This is a genomic window from Streptomyces sp. cg40 (assembly GCF_050320165.1).
In the GTDB taxonomy this organism is placed as follows: Bacteria; Actinomycetota; Actinomycetes; order Streptomycetales; family Streptomycetaceae; genus Streptomyces; species Streptomyces hokutonensis.
Genome location: NZ_CP190128.1, coordinates 1,202,278 through 1,218,204 on the forward strand (window position 1 = coordinate 1,202,278; position 15,927 = coordinate 1,218,204).

The following is a 15,927-nucleotide window of genomic DNA, read 5'->3' on the forward strand; positions in this document are numbered from 1 at the left end:
ATGCTCCAGTTCATCGTCAAGCGCTTGGCGTCCGCCCTGCTCGTGATGTTCGCGATCAGTGTGCTGGTCTTCCTGATCTTCTTCGCCACACCGGGAGTTGATCCCGCGGCGCGTATCGCGGGCCGCAACGCCGACCCGGCGACGCTCGCCCAAGTGCGGCACTCCTTCGGCCTCGACCGGCCCATGCCCGTCCGCTACCTGCTGATGATGCGGCACCTGTTGATCGACCGCGACCTGGAGTCGTTCGTCAACCGCGGCTCGCGCGTGATCCCGCAGATCGTGCAGGCCACCCCGGTGACCCTGTCGCTCGTCGTCGGCGCCGCCCTGATCTGGATGACGGCCGGCATCGTCATGGGCACGGCCGCCGCGGCCCTGCGCGGCAGGGCGGCAGACCCGCTCATCATGCTCGTCGGCGTGGTCGGGGTCTCACTGCCCGCCTACTGGCTCGGCGAGGTCGTCAACCTCATCACCCAGAAGCAGTTGCACGGTTCGGTGTTCTCCTGGGTGCCACCACCGGGCTACGTCGGCCTCGACCACCCCGGCCAGTGGGCCCTGCACCTGCTCTTCCCCTGGCTGACGCTCGCCCTGCTCTACGCCGGGATCTACGCCCGGCTGCTGCGCGGCGAGGTCGTCACCGCCCTGAACGAGGACTACGTCCGCACCGCGCGCGCCAAGGGCCTCTCCGAGCGGCGCATCCTGATCCGCCACGCCCTGCGCTGCTCGCTCATCCCGATCGTGTCGCTGTTCGGCCTGGACTTCGGCGCGCTGGTGGGCGGCGCCGCGCTGCTCACCGAGGTGGTCTTCGGCCTCCCCGGCATCGGCAAGCTCACCTTCGACGCGCTCCAGAACCTGGACCTGCCCGTGATCATGGGCACGGTCCTGTACGCGGCGTTCTTCGTGGTCCTCGCCAACGCGCTGGTGGACATCCTGTACGCCCGACTCGACCCGAGGGCCCGCCATGCCTGACCAACCCCTGCTGGACGTACGCGACTTGAGGGTGTCCTTCCGCACTCGCCGAGGCTCCGTCACCGTCGTCGACGGCTTGTCCTTCTCGGTGGCGCCCGGTGAGATCCTGGGCGTGGTGGGCGAGTCGGGCTCGGGCAAGAGTGTGTCGATGCTGGCCGTGCTCCGCCTGCTGACCAGTCCGAATGTGACCGTCGAGGGCGAAGTCCGCTTCCGTGGGCGGGACTTGCTCACCCTCCCCGACAAGGAGATGCGGGCGGTACGGGGCCGGGAGATCGCCATGGTCTTCCAGGACCCGATGACCGCGCTCACGCCCGTGTACACCGTGGGCTGGCAGATCGCCGAGCAGATCCGGGCGCACGAGAAGGTCTCCCGCAAGGAGGCCCACGCGCGTGCTGTCGGTCTCCTCTCCGACGTGGGCATCCCCGACGCGGCCTCGCGCGCGAACGCCTACCCGCACGAGTTCTCCGGCGGCATGCGGCAGCGCGCGGTCATCGCGATGGCCCTCTCCTGCGGCCCGGCGCTGCTGATCGCCGACGAGCCGACCACAGCGCTGGACGTCACCGTCCAGGCCCAAATACTCGACCTGATGCGGGAGTTGAACACAAAGGGCTCGGCCGTCGTCCTCATCACGCACGACATGGGCGTCATCTCGCAGATCGCCGACCGGGTCCTGGTCATGTACGGCGGCCGGGCGGCCGAGGAGGGCCCGCGCCGCGCGGTGTTCCACGGACCGCGCCACCCGTACACCTGGGGGCTGCTCGACTCGGTGCCCCGCGTGGGCGGGCCCCGGCTGCGGCGGCTGCCCACCATCGCGGGGATGCCGGTGGCGCCCGGGGACCTGCCGGAAGGGTGCGCGTTCGCGCCCCGGTGCCGGTTGCGGCACGAACAGTGCGCGGAGCGACCGGAGTTGAGGGACTTCGGCGACAGCGCGCACCGCGACGCCTGCTGGCTGCCCGACGACGACCGCGGCTCGCTGCGCCTGACCGCACGGGCCGCGGCGACGGACGTACCGGACCTGGAACGAGAGGCGACACCGTGACCGCGCGAACGACACCGTCAGAGGTGCTGCTGCGCGCCTCGGACGTCACCAAGCACTACCCCCTGCGCGCGGACGGGCTCTCCCGGCGCCGCAGGGTGCTGCGGGCCGTGGACGGCGTATCCCTGGAGGTGCGCGGCGGTGAGACGCTCGGCATCGTGGGCGAGTCGGGCTGCGGCAAGTCGACGCTCGGCCGCTGTCTGGTGCGGCTCACCGAACTCACGGGCGGCCGGGTCGAGTTCGACGGCCAGGACATCAGCTCGCTGTCCACGCGGCGGCTGCGTCCCGTACGCCCGGGGATGCAGCTGGTGTTCCAGGACCCGCAGGCCTCCCTCAACCCCCGCCGCCGTGCCGGCGACATCGTGGCGGAGCCACTGCTCGTGCACCGGTACGGCGACACCAGCGCCGTACGTCGTCGGGTCGCCGAGCTCTTCGACGTCGTAGGCCTGGCGGCTGCCCATCTGGACCGCTATCCGCACGAGTTCTCCGGTGGGCAGCGCCAACGCATCGGTATCGCGCGGGCGTTGGCGACCAACCCGAAGCTGATCGTCGCCGACGAGCCGGTGTCCGCGCTCGATGTGTCCATCCAGGCACAGGTGTTGAACCTGTTCGCGGATCTCCAGGAGGAGTTCGCGCTCACCTACGTCTTCATCGCGCACGACCTCGGGGTGGTCCGGCACGTGTCGGACCGGATCGCGGTCATGTATCTCGGGGAGATCGTCGAACTCGGCGAGACGGAGGCCCTGTACAAGGAGCCGGCGCATCCCTACACGCAGGCGTTGTTGTCGGCGGTCCCGGACATCGACGACGGGACGCTCACGGAGTCGGCGCCCCGGGAGCGCATCGTCCTCACCGGCGAGGTGCCCAATCCGGTGGACAAGCCGACGGGGTGCCCGTTCCGTACCCGCTGCCCGTACGCGCGTGAGCTCTGCGCCGCGGAACGGCCCCGGTTGACGGTGGCGGCCTCCGGTCGGCACACCGCCTGCCACTTCCCTCTGATCGACTGAGGGTACGGAGGGCGGGCGCGGCATGATGGCCCGTATGCACCTCCGCATCGACGCCGTCGACCTGCCCGGCCGTACCTTCCCCGCCCCCGCCGACAAGCCCTTCCCGGCGTACGACGACGTCCACGTCGCCGTGCAGCGCCGGGACCGGCCGGCCGAACTCCTCGATCCGCAGCCTGGGGACGCCGCGTCCGCGACCTGGACGCTGGAGTGCGCGGCGGAGGTCACGCCGGACGGCGTCGTGGTCACGGGCCCCTACGTGCAGCACCGGATGGGGCTGCGGTTCGTCTATCTGTCCTGGGGGACGGTCGACGGGGACGGGGTCTTCACGATGTTCCGGCGCGCCAAGCTCATGCTCGACTCCGTGCCCGCCGACGTGCTGGCCGCCGCCGCGCGCGACGGCCTGCTGGTGGGCCGGCTCGGGCTGACCGACGTGAACGGCGGCCCGTTGTGCGCGCGGGTGGATCCCCCGCGCATCACCTGGACCGCCGCCGCGCGCCAGCCGTGGGTCAGGACGCCGAGTCCTTCTTGTTCGTCGCCGCCCGGTAGGCCTGGGTCGGGGTCATCGCGACGCCGTTGAGGCTGACCGTCTTGTAGGTGCTGACCTTGGCGCAGGACTTCGACTCGTCGGCGGTCGAGGCCTGGGCGTTGGAGGTGGCCGCCTTGGTGTCGGCCGGGGCCGGGGACGAGGAGCCGCCAGGGAGCGTCGTGCCGCTGGGCCAGTCCGTGCCGATGACCAGCGTCAGACCGGTGCCGGTGCCCTGCTTGAGGTGCGAGGAGGCCAGGCCGATCGCCTTGGCCACGGTCTGGGCCTCGGCCTTCTGACCGGTGCCGTAGGTGAGGGTGGTCGTGGTCGCGCTGGCAGCGGCGTTGCCGGTGGTGGTGCCGGAGCTGAAGCCGCCGTCTATCAGGCCGGTGGCGACGGTGGAGGCCCGGCCGCTGATGCTGGTGCCGTTCTCCACCGTGACGGCGATCTGCGCGGCCGGTACGGCGGCCGTCGTGGCGGTCGCGGTGGCCGCCGCCGACTTCTTGCCGGACGAGCTGGTCAGCGACTGGTCGTTGGCGATCGTCGCGAACAGGCTCTTCGCGGCGGCTGCGGGGATGACCCGGTTGGCGTTGGCCGGGTCGGCGCCGGTCTGCATCGTGGTGAACGTCATACGCTTCGTCGGCACCTTGTCCAGGTCCGCGGCGAGCCCGATGAGCTTCTTGACGGTGCCGAGGCCCGTGTCGACGGTGAGTGCCTTGGTGGCGGCGTCGGCCAGGTTGTAGACCGCCGAGGGGTTGGTGAGGGTGCCCGCGCTCTTGAACTTGCGGATCATCGCGCTGAGGAACAGGTGCTGGGAGACGGTGCGGCCGAGGTCGCTGCCGTCGCCGAAGCCGTGCCGGGAACGCACGAACTCCAGGGCCGCGGTGCCCTTGAGGGTGTGGGTGCCCTCGGCGAGTTTCAGGTGCGAGTAGGTGTCGTAGACGTCGGCGTCGACGCAGACCGAGACGCCGCCGACCGCGTCGGACATCTTCACCACACCGGAGAAGTCCATCTGCACGAAGTGGTCGATGGTGATGCCGGTGAGCGCGTGCACGGTCTTGACCTGGCATTCCTGCCCGTACTGGAGCGCGCTGTTGATCTGCCCGTAGTAGCCGGACGTCGACTGGCCGCTCTTGGGGTCCTTGCAGGCGGGGACCTGGGTCATGGTGTCGCGCGGGATGCTCATCACGGTGGCGTTGGACCGGTCCGCCGAGATGTGCACCACCATCTCCACGTCCGCGTTGCCGTTCCCCGACTGCACACCGGTCGTCGAACAGCCGCCGCCGAGCTTGCAGTCGGTCGTGCTGGACCGGGCGTCGCTGCCCATCACCAGGAGGTTGATCGGGGTCCGGCCGAAGGCGTCGGCCTTCTCCTTGCCGCCCGCGCCGTCGTCGATCGGGACGCTGTTGATGTTGCCGTTGAGGTGCTCGTAGAACCACCAGCCGGCGCCCGCGGTCACCATGATCAGCACCGACAGGGATATCGCGGTGATCTTCAACACACGCCTGCCGCGCGGAGGCTGCTTGCGGCGCGAGGCGGCACGACCGGCCGCCCGGGATCCACCGCGAGGCGCCTGGCGGGCCGCGGCGCGGGAGGCTGCCCGGCCGCCGGTCGGCAGCGGCTCGTCGGCCTCGCCCGCCCGCGGTCTGGGCACCCCTCGTGTGCGGCTGCGCGTGGCGTGTCCCACGGGGCCGTCCCCGAGGTCGGTCATCTGGCACTCCCACAAAACGGTCGGGCCGTTCAGGCCGTCGGTGCTGCGGCCAGGGGCGCGCGGCCATGTCAGGTCGGACGAGGCGGGGTCCCCGTCTCGCTTGCGTGGTGGTTGCGCAATATAACAATCTCAGATGAGAACACCGCAGGGGCTTTCTCATTTACGGACTTTCATTTTGCGTCAAGGTCGGTCAACTGGTCGGAATGCGGACGGTGGTGATGGTCATCGGAGTACCGGTGACGGCGATGAGATAGAAGCGCGGATGCGAGCCGCCCGGCACCCGCCTCAGACCGCCGGGCGGCGTCACGACGTACGTCGCGGAGGCGTGCGGGGCCAGGGACTGAGGGCCGCCGGAAGCGGTCCACCAGTCGGAGGCGCCCTGTCCGAGGCGGCTGGCGAAGTGGGGGGTGAGCCGGGTGGCGGTCGTGTTGACGACCCGGGCTACGAGCCGCGTGATGTCGCGGTGCCCGGAGCGCTCCACGATGTCCGCCGTGACGTTCATGCGCAGCGGCGGCGGACTGGCCGCGGCGATCGTCACACACACCACGGCGGGCGCGAGGAGCCCCGCGGCGAGCACGACCCGGGCCGGTCGTGCGGTCAGGCGCGGAATGCGGGGCTGCCAGGCGGAGGCCAGCGCGGAGGCGGGGACGGTGGCCGCCGCCGCGAGCCACAGCGGGGTCATCATCAGAAAGTAGCCGTCCTGGGACCTGGTGGCGAGGTAGAAGCTCAGCCAGGGCAGCACGGTGATCGCCGGGCCCAGCCGCCGCGCGAACAGCACCGTGGCGGCGAGCAGACCGAACAGGAGCAGGAGACTGCCGTAGGAGTAGTAGTCGAGGTGCCTGCTGCCCGCGGTGAAGTAGTACGAGATCCCCATCAGGCCCTGGCCGTGCAGGATCGCCTTCTGGGTGAGCGGGAGCAGCAGTCCGTGCAGCCAGCCGGAGAAGTCCTCGGCGGCGAAGTATGCGTTGATCGCGGCCCAGGTCAGTGCGGCGGTGCCCGTGTAGCGGGCGACGACGCCGAGGGCGAGCCGGGGGCCGAGGTCGCCGCGGCGGACGGCGTAGAGGCCGACGAGGAGGAACGGCGTGAGGAACCAGGCGAGCTGCTGGGTGGCGCAGGCCGCGCCGAGGCAGAGGGCCTGGAGCACTCCGGGGAGTCCGAGCCGGCCACCGGCTCCGGTGTCGGGCCACCTGACCACCACCGGAACGAGCAGGACCAGGGCGAGGACCGCCGGGTAGCCGGAGTAGGCGTAGCCGGGGAGGAAGCCGAAGCCGAGGCACACGGCCGTGGCGGCGGACCGCCAGGGGGCCGGGAGCAGCAGCCACAGCAGGACGGCGCCGGCGAGGAGCGCGCCGGTGGTGACGAGGGTGGCGGCGGCCGTCGAGTGGATCACGGCGTGCACGGGGGCGGCGAGCAGCGCGGTCAGCGGCGGGTAGCCGTAGGTGTAGTCGGCGCCGCCCGACATGGTCTTGGTGATGCCGACGGACGAGGAGTCGAAGAGCCAGGGCCAGGGCTGGCCGTAGACGGGGTGGCCGTGCAGGATCTGGTTCGCGGCCTGCGCGGTGAGCACGCCCTCGTCGGTGCCCGCGTGGTTGAGCCAGTAGCCGCAGAGCACCAGGACGACGGCGAGTACCAGCACTCCGGCGTCGACCCTGGTCAGGGCGCGCCGGGTGCGGGTGGTGAGGGCCAGGACTCCGGCGACCAGGATCCCGGCGTAACAGACGGAGATGATCCCGGCGACGGGCGGGCGTGAGGTCATCGCCCTGGTCCAGGCGTCCCGGGTGCCGATGAACAGGCTGATCGTGGCGATCAGCGTCATCCCCCGGTGCAGCTGCTGCGGCGCGGCCGGCCCGGTGGTGAGCGGCCGGGTCAGCGGCGGACCGGCGGTGGCGGGCGCGTCACGGCGCCGCAGTCGCAGACCACCGCCGGCGCGGGGACCGTCATCCATGGCGTCCTTCTCCTCCACGTTCCATCCTCGTCGGCCGGCGGTTCACGCCGGGGCCACCTCTACTACATGTCGTAGAGGTGAAAGGAGCCGTCGAGGTTCATCAAGGGAAGGGAAGAGCTGGGCAAGAACAGCGGATCACATGGGCGGTGACCGGCCCCGGTCAGTTCGTCGGCAGTTCGGACGCGATGAAGCGCTCGAAGCCCGCGTGGAAGGCCGTGCCGCGTGGGTCGGTCGCGCTGTAGTGGAAGGCGGCCAGCCCGCAGCCCCGTGCGTCGAAGGCGACGCCGGTGTAGGAGGCGACCCGGGTGCCGTCGACGGCGAGTTCGACCTTGATCCGGCCCGCGCCGGCCGGGGAACAGGTCATCGACATGTCCACCTCCCGCCCGGTCTCCACCTCCAGGCCCAGGTCCGCGAGGTTGACCTCGACGACCCGATCGTGCTGGAAGGCCCCCTTGTACCTGAACTCGCGCACGATCAGGGCTTCCTGATCCGTCGTCAGATAGGTCGCCCAGCGGGAGCCCTTGCGGAAGTCACCCGACCCGTCGCACCACAGCCCGACCCCGCCCTCGCCGCCGTACCACTCCGTCTGGGTGCTCAGCCGTACCGCGAACGACGACGGCTCGAAGGGCGCCTGCGGCCACACCTCCAGCTCGGACTTGGGATCCACGAGCATGGTCCCGCCCTTGTGGGTGATCGTCGCGAGGGTCGGGTCCTTGTAGGACCAGTCGCCCGAATCGGTCAAGTCGTCGGTGTATGTGAGGGGTTGGGAGCTCGTGGATGCCCCGGAGCCGTGCGTCTGCGGGCCGTTCTCCCGCGCAGATCCTCCCGAGGTGGTGCTGAGCACGATGGCGAGCAGCACGGCCACGGCGGCACTGCCGGCCGCGAAGCCCCAGAGGCGCAGCTGTTTGGCGCTTCGGCCGGGGGCGGGAACGGGGTCGGGCCCGGAGCCGCTGCTTTCGCAGCCGTTTCCGGGCGATGGCGCGCTCGTCTCAGTGCGCGCGCCGTCCGCCCGCTCCACCGCTTCCGCGAGGCGGGTGATGAGTTGGGCGGCGGTGGGGCGTTCCGCCGGGTCCTTGCGGAGGCAGTCGGCGACGGCCGAGCGGACCGGTTCGGGTACGGCCGTGAGATCCGCGTCGCGGGTGGACACGGCGACCAGCACCTCGTAGTCGCTCTCCCCCTCGAAGGGATGTCTCCCCGTGGCGGCGAAGTAGAGCGTGCCGCCGAGGGAGAACACGTCGGTGGCGCTGGTGACGCGGAGCGACTTGACCTGCTCGGGCGACATGTACGCGGGAGAGCCGAGCACACTGCCCGGTGTGGTGAGCGCCGACTCCAGCAGGCGGTCGTCGCGGGCGATGCCGAAGTCGATGATCCGCGGTCCGTCCGGGGAGAGCAGGATGTTGGACGGTTTGATGTCCCGGTGCACGACACCCGCCCGGTGCACCTGTGCCAGCGCGTGGGCGACGGCCAGCGCGAGGGACTGGAGCCGCCCCGAGGACAGCGGGCCGCCCGCGGTCACGTGCTGGTGGATCGTGGGGCCCGGGACGAACTCGCTGACGATGTAAGGGTGTCGGCCGGTGAGGTCCGCGTCGAGGACGCGGGCCGTGGCCAGTTCACCGACCCGGCTCGCGGCGCCGAACTCCCGGCGTACCCGGGCGAGCGCGACCTCGTCGTACTCCTTGCCCGGCAGCAGGAACTTCACCACGACCTGCTGCCCCGCCCGGTCCCGGGCGAGCCACACCACGCCTTGTCCGCCGCGGCCCAACTCGCGCTCGCAGACGTACCCGTCCACCGACAACTGCATCCGCGGATCCATGTCCACGCCCCCAGCCCCGCCCCCGACATGGCTGTCGTTCAGCGTATCGGCTCACCGGTCGCCGAACACCAGGGACGGACGGACACGTGCACCGTCATGGCGGCCGCAGCCGCAGCCGCAGCTTCAGCCGATGTCGATGCGTGCTCCCGCGCCGGCTACGCGGACACGCGGGTCGCCCGCGCGCAGCGTCACGGTGAGTTCGCCGGGGCGGCCCAGGTCCTCGCCCTGGTGCAGGGTGAGGACGGAGTCCTCGGGGACCAGGCCGAGTTCACGCGCGTAGGCACCGAACGCGGCGGCCGCCGCGCCCGTCGCCGGGTCCTCGACGACTCCGCCGACGGGGAAGGGGTCACGCACGTGGAAGACCGTGGCCGACTCCCGCCACACCAACTGGACCGTGGTCAGGTCCAGTTGGTGCATCAGGGCTTCGAGGCGCCCGAAGTCGTAGGCGAGATCCGCGAGTCGGGCGCGGGTCGCCGCCGCGAGCACGAGATGGCGGGCACCGGCGAAGGCGATGCGGGGCGGGAAGGCGGGGTCGAGATCGGCTCGCGGCCAGCCGAGGGCGGCGAGCGCCTCGTCGAGGTCGGCGTCGGCGATCTCCTCGACGTGCGGTGCGACGCTGGTGAGTGTGGCCCTGAGCGTCCCGTTCTCCTCGGTCACCTCCACCGGCACGGTGCCCGCGCGCGTCGCGAACACCAGCTCCCCCGTGCCGATCCGTTCGGCCAGCGCGACGGCGGTCGCGACGGTGGCGTGCCCGCAGAACGGCACCTCGGCCTTGGGGCTGAAGTACCGGATGCGGTACGTCCGCCCGTCCGGACCGGCGAGCCCCTCCGGGGGCGCGGTCAGGAACGCGGACTCCGAGTATCCGAGCTCGGCGGCGACGGCCAGCATGTCGCTGTCGGCCAGAGCGGTGGCGTCCAGCACGACGCCGGCCGGGTTCCCGCCGGACGGATCACTGGAGAAGGCGGTGTAGCGCAACACCTCGGGCCGGGGCACGTTCGTCGTCATGATCGTGGCAACGCGGGGCGGGTTCCCGACCATTCCCGCACACCGCGCCGGTTCACCGTGCGCTCTTCTTCTCAGCCCAGCTGCTCGGCCAGTCCGACGATGACGCCCTCCGGGCCGCGGACGTAGCAGAGGAGGTAGCTGTCCTCGAACCGGGCGATCTCGCCGAGGAGTTCGGCGCCGTGCGGGCGCAGGCGGGCGACGGTGTCCTTGATGTCGTCGACGGCGAACATGACGCGGTGGGTGCCCAGGATGTTGTGCGGCCGGTCGCGCGGCCCGTCGCCGATCGCCTCGGGGCTGCGGTACTTCGCCAGTTCGAGCCGGCTGTGGCCGTCCGGGGTGCGGAGCATCGCGATGTCGCAGTGGACGCCGTCGAGTCCGGTGCACTGGTCCGCGAAGAGGCCCTGGACCTCTCCCCTGCCCTCCAGCTCCATACCGAGTTCCACGAAGAACGCGACGGCCGCGTCCATGTCCTCGACGACGATGCCGACGTTGTCCATCCGCTGAATCGCCATGGCGGTCTCTCCCTCTTCCTCGTCCGGCCGGTGGTGGCCGCTGATGTCCCCGGGACGGAGCCGGTGGCCCGTTCTCGACATCGGCGGACCACCGGACTCCGAAAGAGGGTTACGGCTTCTCGGGTCAGGCCCCGGCGTCGGCGTTCCGCGCGGAGGCCGCGAACTCCTCGGGGCCCTGCTCGACCGCCGCCGGGTCCATCCACATGACCTGCCAGCCGTGGTTGTCGAGGTCGAAGAAGCTGCGTGAGTACATGAAACCGTAGTCCTCGGCACCGTCCGCCTCGGTGGCACCCGCCGCGAGTGCGGCGGCGCTGACCGAGTCGACCTCCTCGCGGGACGACACGCTGAAGGAGTAGAGCGCCAGCGCGTGGGTGGCGGGGTCGGCCAGCGGCAGCTTCGAGAACTCCGCGAACTTCTCGCGGGTGAGCAGCATGACGAAGGCGTGCTCGCCGACCAGCATGCAGGCGGCGGTCTCGTCGGTGAACTTCGGGTTGAAGCCGAACCCGAGCTTGGCGAAGAACGCCTTGCTGCGCTCCAGGTCCACCACGGGGATGTTCACGAACAGCATGCGGCCGGGGTGTGCGGGAGTGGTCATGATGGGTCTCCGGTCAGTGGCTCGATGATGTACGTCCTGGTAGACCGACCCCGTCGGCAGAACTCATCGGCCTGAGCCGAACGGCCGGGTGCCCGGCCGACTCTCGTCGGCCGGGCACCCGGTGTGTCGGAACCGCTCGTCACCTCTTGACTACGGACTCCACCCAGCTGATGAAGTTCGTCGTCGCGTCTCCGGTGCGCTCGGCCATGGTGTGCGCCATGGCCCACACCGTGGCGAAGTCGACATCGCGGATGCCGTAGTTCTTCAGGGCCAGCTGGAGGTTGATCTCGGTCGTGTTGCCCGTGTCGCCCTGCATGATGCCGGTGCGGATGCGCCAGTGCCGCGCCACCTTCGACTGCCGGTAGCCGGCGAAGGCGGGCGAGAGGAAGTACAGCGGGTTGTAGGCGTCGCCCCGCCAGGCCATGTCCTTGCCGACGCTGTCCTTCTTCGCGAAGTCGGTGTCGTACGCGGCGGCGCCGTAGGCGGAGTTCCAGTCGGAGTACGTGGCGTACGTCGTCTCGTTCGCCTTGACGACGTCACGGGTGAGCGGCGCGAAGTGGGACGGGACGCCCAGCCCCATCGCGAAGACGCTGTTCTCGCCCTGCCCGCGGGACACCCCGTCGAACGCGCCGACCGGCTTGTTCGCGTTCTTCTGGCTGTTGACGAAGCCTTCGAGGCCGGACACCGTCGCGGTGTTGGTCGTGGCGTCGTAGGTGACCCATGTGCTGCCGGTGTTGAGGTAGGCGATGTAGTCGTCGACCGTCGCGTACGTCGTCGAGGTCCCCGTCTGGCCCGATCCGGGCGGGCCGCCCTGGGTCGTGATGGTGTACGGGAAGGTGTTGTCCGACAGGAAGTTGTTCAGCGAGGTGGTGATCACCTCGATCAGGTGGTCGTAGTAGCTGCCGGCCAGGTACGTGCCGCTGCCGGACTCGGCCAGCTCCAGGCGCCTGCCGTGCTCGTCGCGCAGCCCGAGGCGGTTGAGGTACTTGGGCCAGGCCTTCGCGAGGTCGGCCGAGTAGGCGCTGGTCCAGGTGGTGGACGCGCGGGTGCCGGTGGAGGCGAACTGGCCCATGTTCCACTCGTAGGACAGGTTGGCCTCGGCCAGGTTGGTGATCGGGCACCAGGCCATGACGCCGGCGACCGCGTCGCTGAGGGGGCGCCCGTGGGCGTCCTCCATCGCCGCGCCGATCGTGCGCAGGTACGGGTGGTACAGGGGGCTGTCGCCGGACGTGCCCGCCACGGTGTCCTGGGCGCCGCCGCCGCTCATGCCGAACAGGACGATGTCGTCCGTGCTGCCGGGCAGGACGCTCTCGTTGTACCGGAGGAACCGGATCGCGGCCTTCAGGTCGGTGACACCCCAGGGCGCCGCGTCGGAGCGGGTGCTGGTCGAGCTGTCCCGGCCGCGCAGGCCCGGCCACACGTAGACGAGCCCGGCCGCGAGGTACTGCGACACGCTGCTGTAGCTGTAGGACGTGGCCGGCGCCTGCTGGGCGTAGCCGGGGGTGTTGACCGGGATCACGATCGGCGCCGTGCCTCCCGAGTACTGGCCGACGGTGCCCTTCCGGTTGAGCTTCGCGGTGTATGTGGTGCCGTCGCTGTTGACGGTGGCCGTCAGATAGGCGCCCGGCACATAGATCGACAGGTTCTCGTAGTCCGTCGCGGCCGGGTTGGCGACGTACACCTTCCCGAGCTGGTAGTACACGTCGTTCGTCGCGTCGTACGACCAGGCGGTGGGATCGAACTCCAGCGAGTACGCCGAGGACGTGGCCGACGAGCTCGTCGACGAACTGCCCGACGACGAAGTGGCGGCGAAGGCCGTGCCCGCCGCGCCCTCGGCGACTCCGAACGCGGTCATGGCCGCGACGCCCGTGGCACTCCGGATCACAGTTCTACGGTTGACGTCCACCCGTGGACCTCCTTGTACAGCTGGTTGCGTGGTCACAGCCGTACGCACCCGGCGCCTCGGCGACATCGCGGGCGGGTCGGACGGCGTGCGGCTCGGTCGCGTCTCAGACTGTCGGTTGGGGCCCAGGATTGTTAACAATTTCGATGATAATTCTGTTAGAAGTGTTACGGCAGTGATTCCTCCGCCTCCGCGACCAGTGCGGTGATCGCCGCGCGCAGGGCGGCCAGTTCGGCCGGGGTGGGGTCGGCCGGTTCGTGCGGCGCCAGCGCGGCGGGGGTCACCACGGGGGTGGTGCCCTCGGGGCCGGGCGCGGCCGCGGCGCGCGCGAGGAGCGGGCCGTTGTCGGGCGGCGGGGTGCCGAGACCGTTACCGAGCCTTCGCAGCGCGGCGGCGAGCGAGGGCCGCGGGAAGGGGAAGTCCGCGGGGAGCAGCCCGGCCTGCAGCGTGTGGTCGTCGCCTCGGAAGTCCAGCGCCCAGCCCTCCCAGCCCGGCAACGGCCAGTCGTGGATCCCGGCCACGGTCTGCACCGCCCAGAGCGAGACGGTGCGGGCCCCCGGGTCGAAATGGACGCCGCCGTACGGCATGTCGGTGAGCACGGGAGTGGCCGGCGACGCGGCGAGATGGCCGATCAGGCCGAGGCCGCCCGCGAGGTGCTCGACGGGCTCCCAGTCGCTGCCCCACGCGCGCACGCTTCCGTCGGGCAGACGCAGGGAGGCGACGGAGTGGGGCTCGCTGTACTCGGCGTGCGCGAACCCGGCCGCTTCGAAGGTTTCGAACCAGCCCGGTGCGCGTGTCAACTCCCGCCCCAGATCCAGGTGTTGAGTCAGATCACCCATGCCGTCGTGCGCGAAGCGGACGTCCCAGCCGGGCCAGGTCCGGGCCAGTACGGCACGGGCGGCGAGGTGGTCGGCCCAGCTGTCCGGGGAGGCGAACCAGAGCAGGGTCCGACGGTCGTGGTCGACGAGCGCGGCGCCCTCGCACCACACGTCGTCGAGCCATTCGTCGATCTCCCGGTTGGCGCGGAAGCAGCGTGTCGCCGCGGCCGGACCGGGCAGCAGATCGTCAGCAACCCTGCTGGCGGCCCAGTGCGAGTAGTACCGCTGCCAGGTGCCGTTCTCGACCACGACGTACTGCGCTCGTGCTCCCATGACCGGCGAGGCTAGCGCCGCCGGGCGACGGTCCATGAGCCCGGGGTCGGCGGCGGACCCGCCCGGAGCCTTGTCGCCCGTGCCTCGCGAATCTAGACTCACAGAAAATGAAGCTAGTTCAGTTCAGGTTCTGTGATGTGCGCTGGGAGCGGATTCATGATGGGTTCCTTGGACGGCAGGACCTGCCTCGTCACCGGGGCGGGGCAGGGCATCGGGCGGGCGATCGCGGTCCAGCTGGCCCGGCAGGGCGCCTCCGCCGTGGCGGTCGCCGACCGGACCGGGGAGACCGCCGCCGAGACCGCGGAACTGGTGCGCGCCGCCGGGGCGCGGGCCGAGGTGATCGTCTGTGATCTGCGGGTCCGCGACAGCATCGCCGACATGGTGACGCGCACGGCGGAGCGCTTCGACGGGCTCGACGTCCTCGTCAACAACGCCGGGGTCATCGAGACCGCGTTCACCGACGCCCCGGACCGTGGCGTCGACACGCTGTCCGAGGCGGTCTGGGACGCGGTCTACGAGGTCAACCTCAAGGCGGTGTGGCTGACGACCAAGTTCGCCGCGCCGTATCTGCGCCGCTCGCGGCACGGGCCCGCCATCGTCAACACGGCGTCCGTGTCCGGCCTCACCGGCTTCCCGAACGCGCCGGCCTACGGCGTCACCAAGGCCGGTGTCATCCATCTGACCAAGGTCACCGCGGTCGACCTCGCACCCGTGCGCTGCAACTGCTTCTGCCCCGGCGTCATCGACACTCCGCTCGCCCAGGACTACTTCGCCGCCGCGGAGGACCGTGACGCCATGGAACGCGAGCTGACCGCACCGCAGTTGGTGCAGCGGCTCGGCGGCCCGGAGGAGGTCGCGAGACTGGCGTGCTTCCTGGCCTCCGACGACGCCGCGTTCATCACGGGATCGTCGTACGTGATCGACGGCGGCGCGCTCGCCTGGCTCGGTGTACGGGACTGAGCCTCCGCGCACGGTATTTGACACACCATCAGCAAGTGAGAGGGGTTCCGATGCAGTCGAGGCTGGCCGGGAAGACGGCGCTGGTGACCGGTGCCACGGGAGGGATCGGTGACGCCGTAGTACGGCGGCTCGCGGCCGAGGGCGCGGCGGTCGTGGTGACCGATCTCGATGCCGAGCGCTGCGAGAAGCTCGCCGCGGAGGTCGGGGGCGGCGCCCTCGGCATGGCCCTGGACGTCTCGGACGAGTCGGCGTGGCGTGATGTGGTCACCGCGGCGACCGCCGCCCGGGGTGAGCTGTCCGTGCTGGTCAACAACGCCGGGATCGCCTCGATGAACACGGTCGAGACCGAGACGATGGAGTCCTGGGAGCGGGTTCTGGGCGTGACCCAGACCGGGGTGTGGCTCGGTATGAAGTACGGCGGCCCGTCCATCGAGCGCTCCGGCGGCGGTTCGATCGTCAACGTGGCGTCGATCTTCGGCACGGTCGGCGGCTTCGGCGCCCAGTTCTCCTACCACGCGGCCAAGGGTGCCGTGCGGCTGATGACGAAGAACGCCGCGCTGCACTGGGCACAGCGCGGTGTCAGGGTGAACTCGCTTCACCCCGGCTTCATCGAGACGCCCCGTTCGCGCGAACTGTGGCGCGACACGCCCCGGTTGACCGCGATGCTGGAGGGGACGCCGCTCGGCCGGCTGGGCAGGCCCGAGGAGGTGGCGGCCGCCGTGGCCTTCCTCGCCTCCGACGACGCCGGCTTCATGACCGGGTCCGAGCTGTACGTCGACGGGGGCTGGACCGCGCGGTGA

At 70.8% G+C, this 15,927-nt stretch carries 14 protein-coding genes; 6 read left to right on the forward strand and 8 right to left on the reverse strand.

All coding sequences use genetic code 11. The features are described 5' to 3' along the window. The 4 genes from ACQHII_RS05325 to ACQHII_RS05340 are packed head-to-tail and all read left to right on the forward strand — an operon-like array spanning position 1 to position 3,586. Positions 1 to 966 (forward strand): ABC transporter permease, encoded by a 966-nt coding sequence (locus ACQHII_RS05325; RefSeq protein ID WP_427918117.1) that lies wholly within the window; start codon positions 1 to 3, stop codon positions 964 to 966. Continuing rightward, positions 959 to 2,005, forward strand: a complete 1,047-nt coding sequence (locus ACQHII_RS05330) for an ABC transporter ATP-binding protein (RefSeq protein WP_427918118.1) — start codon at positions 959 to 961, stop codon at positions 2,003 to 2,005. The genes ACQHII_RS05325 and ACQHII_RS05330 overlap by 8 nt, the downstream gene beginning before the upstream one ends. A gap of 23 nt (positions 2,006 to 2,028) precedes the next feature. Next, positions 2,029 to 3,009, forward strand: a complete 981-nt coding sequence (locus ACQHII_RS05335; RefSeq protein ID WP_427925233.1) for an ABC transporter ATP-binding protein — start codon at positions 2,029 to 2,031, stop codon at positions 3,007 to 3,009. Positions 3,010 to 3,031: 22 nt separating this feature from the next. Beyond that, on the forward strand, positions 3,032 to 3,586 hold the full coding sequence (locus tag ACQHII_RS05340; RefSeq protein ID WP_427918119.1) for a DUF5990 family protein: 555 nt from the start codon (positions 3,032 to 3,034) through the stop codon (positions 3,584 to 3,586). Here the strand turns inward: ACQHII_RS05340 and ACQHII_RS05345 are convergent. The 8 genes from ACQHII_RS05345 to ACQHII_RS05380 all read right to left on the reverse strand — a co-directional run bounded on the left by ACQHII_RS05345 (position 3,516) and on the right by ACQHII_RS05380 (position 14,167). Then, the gene (locus tag ACQHII_RS05345) at positions 3,516 to 5,243 is read right to left on the reverse strand and encodes an LCP family protein (RefSeq protein ID WP_427918120.1); all 1,728 of its coding nucleotides are present in this window, start codon (positions 5,241 to 5,243) and stop codon (positions 3,516 to 3,518) included. The two genes, ACQHII_RS05340 and ACQHII_RS05345, sit on opposite strands and share 71 nt — an antisense overlap. 190 nt (positions 5,244 to 5,433) lie before the next feature. Further along, complete coding sequence (locus ACQHII_RS05350) at positions 5,434 to 7,188, reverse strand: hypothetical protein (protein ID WP_427918121.1); 1,755 nt, start codon at positions 7,186 to 7,188, stop codon at positions 5,434 to 5,436. Positions 7,189 to 7,348: 160 nt separating this feature from the next. Beyond that, on the reverse strand, positions 7,349 to 9,001 hold the full coding sequence (locus ACQHII_RS05355; protein WP_427925234.1) for a serine/threonine-protein kinase: 1,653 nt from the start codon (positions 8,999 to 9,001) through the stop codon (positions 7,349 to 7,351). A gap of 123 nt (positions 9,002 to 9,124) precedes the next feature. Continuing rightward, on the reverse strand, positions 9,125 to 10,006 hold the full coding sequence (locus ACQHII_RS05360; protein WP_427918122.1) for a PhzF family phenazine biosynthesis protein: 882 nt from the start codon (positions 10,004 to 10,006) through the stop codon (positions 9,125 to 9,127). A 71-nt stretch (positions 10,007 to 10,077) separates the two neighbouring features. Further along, the gene (locus ACQHII_RS05365; RefSeq protein ID WP_427918123.1) at positions 10,078 to 10,518 is read right to left on the reverse strand and encodes a VOC family protein; all 441 of its coding nucleotides are present in this window, start codon (positions 10,516 to 10,518) and stop codon (positions 10,078 to 10,080) included. A 124-nt stretch (positions 10,519 to 10,642) separates the two neighbouring features. Continuing rightward, positions 10,643 to 11,113, reverse strand: a complete 471-nt coding sequence (locus tag ACQHII_RS05370; protein WP_427918124.1) for a VOC family protein — start codon at positions 11,111 to 11,113, stop codon at positions 10,643 to 10,645. 139 nt (positions 11,114 to 11,252) lie between these two features. Then, the gene (locus ACQHII_RS05375) at positions 11,253 to 12,998 is read right to left on the reverse strand and encodes an esterase (RefSeq protein ID WP_427918125.1); all 1,746 of its coding nucleotides are present in this window, start codon (positions 12,996 to 12,998) and stop codon (positions 11,253 to 11,255) included. A gap of 185 nt (positions 12,999 to 13,183) precedes the next feature. After that, complete coding sequence (locus ACQHII_RS05380) at positions 13,184 to 14,167, reverse strand: hypothetical protein (RefSeq protein WP_427918126.1); 984 nt, start codon at positions 14,165 to 14,167, stop codon at positions 13,184 to 13,186. Positions 14,168 to 14,323: 156 nt separating this feature from the next. Between ACQHII_RS05380 and ACQHII_RS05385 the strand changes: the two genes are divergently transcribed. Continuing rightward, on the forward strand, positions 14,324 to 15,127 hold the full coding sequence (locus ACQHII_RS05385; RefSeq protein ID WP_427918127.1) for an SDR family NAD(P)-dependent oxidoreductase: 804 nt from the start codon (positions 14,324 to 14,326) through the stop codon (positions 15,125 to 15,127). Positions 15,128 to 15,177: 50 nt separating this feature from the next. Continuing rightward, positions 15,178 to 15,927 (forward strand): SDR family NAD(P)-dependent oxidoreductase, encoded by a 750-nt coding sequence (locus ACQHII_RS05390; RefSeq protein ID WP_427918128.1) that lies wholly within the window; start codon positions 15,178 to 15,180, stop codon positions 15,925 to 15,927.

Excerpts from the sequence above, each read along its gene's own strand:
- ACQHII_RS05325 (WP_427918117.1), top strand. The coding sequence starts at position 1 with ATGCTCCAGTTCATCGTCAAGCGCTTGGCGTCCGCCCTGCTCGTGATG.
- ACQHII_RS05330 (WP_427918118.1), top strand. The coding sequence starts at position 959 with ATGCCTGACCAACCCCTGCTGGACGTACGCGACTTGAGGGTGTCCTTC.
- ACQHII_RS05340 (WP_427918119.1), top strand. The coding sequence starts at position 3,032 with ATGATGGCCCGTATGCACCTCCGCATCGACGCCGTCGACCTGCCCGGC.
- ACQHII_RS05345 (WP_427918120.1), bottom strand. The coding sequence starts at position 5,243 with ATGACCGACCTCGGGGACGGCCCCGTGGGACACGCCACGCGCAGCCGC.
- ACQHII_RS05350 (WP_427918121.1), bottom strand. The coding sequence starts at position 7,188 with ATGGATGACGGTCCCCGCGCCGGCGGTGGTCTGCGACTGCGGCGCCGT.
- ACQHII_RS05355 (WP_427925234.1), bottom strand. The coding sequence starts at position 9,001 with ATGGATCCGCGGATGCAGTTGTCGGTGGACGGGTACGTCTGCGAGCGC.
- ACQHII_RS05360 (WP_427918122.1), bottom strand. The coding sequence starts at position 10,006 with ATGACGACGAACGTGCCCCGGCCCGAGGTGTTGCGCTACACCGCCTTC.
- ACQHII_RS05365 (WP_427918123.1), bottom strand. The coding sequence starts at position 10,518 with ATGGCGATTCAGCGGATGGACAACGTCGGCATCGTCGTCGAGGACATG.
- ACQHII_RS05370 (WP_427918124.1), bottom strand. The coding sequence starts at position 11,113 with ATGACCACTCCCGCACACCCCGGCCGCATGCTGTTCGTGAACATCCCC.
- ACQHII_RS05380 (WP_427918126.1), bottom strand. The coding sequence starts at position 14,167 with ATGGGAGCACGAGCGCAGTACGTCGTGGTCGAGAACGGCACCTGGCAG.
- ACQHII_RS05385 (WP_427918127.1), top strand. The coding sequence starts at position 14,324 with ATGATGGGTTCCTTGGACGGCAGGACCTGCCTCGTCACCGGGGCGGGG.
- ACQHII_RS05390 (WP_427918128.1), top strand. The coding sequence starts at position 15,178 with ATGCAGTCGAGGCTGGCCGGGAAGACGGCGCTGGTGACCGGTGCCACG.